At 37.3% G+C, this 448-nt stretch carries 1 protein-coding gene; it reads left to right on the top strand.

Features of this window, described 5'->3' with window-relative positions; translation table 11 throughout:
- Positions 1-190 precede the first annotated feature (190 nt).
- On the top strand, positions 191-448 hold a 258-nt coding region (locus tag RM529_RS17795), incomplete at its 3' end, for a hypothetical protein (protein WP_311486067.1).

Below are 448 nucleotides of genomic sequence, written 5' to 3'. Positions count from 1 at the left end.
AATTTAAACTAGGCTTTAAAAAATTGTTTGCAGCACATTCTATTTTTCGGGATTAGCCCTTATGGATACCTTATTTGTTGTTGAGACCCAAATATTGATCACTGCTGCCAGTATAATTATATTTTTCATTACATACTGACCTTTCATGGTTAATACAAATGGGAAATGGGAGAACATTTTTTCGGGAAAAATGAAGAAGGTTGAAAAAGTTCCTAACATATGCAGGAAAAGTAAGCCTAAAGCCCATTTCAAAAACTTCCCCGATAACAAGCATATGCCAATAAGGCTTTCACAAATAGCCAATACAGGCATACAACTTCCTTGTGGAAAGAAATGGCCGCTCAGGGTACAAATGGTTGAGGAAGCTAAATCTTCCGCCGGGCTCAGCCCAACAAAAAATTTAACCATCCCAAACCAGATGAAAATTATGCCAATGCTCCACCTTAAA

Origin of the sequence: Autumnicola edwardsiae (assembly GCF_031846505.1) — a bacterium.
In the GTDB taxonomy this organism is placed as follows: Bacteria; Bacteroidota; Bacteroidia; order Flavobacteriales; family Flavobacteriaceae; genus Autumnicola; species Autumnicola edwardsiae.
This window is presented reverse-complemented; position numbering and strand designations above follow the sequence as displayed.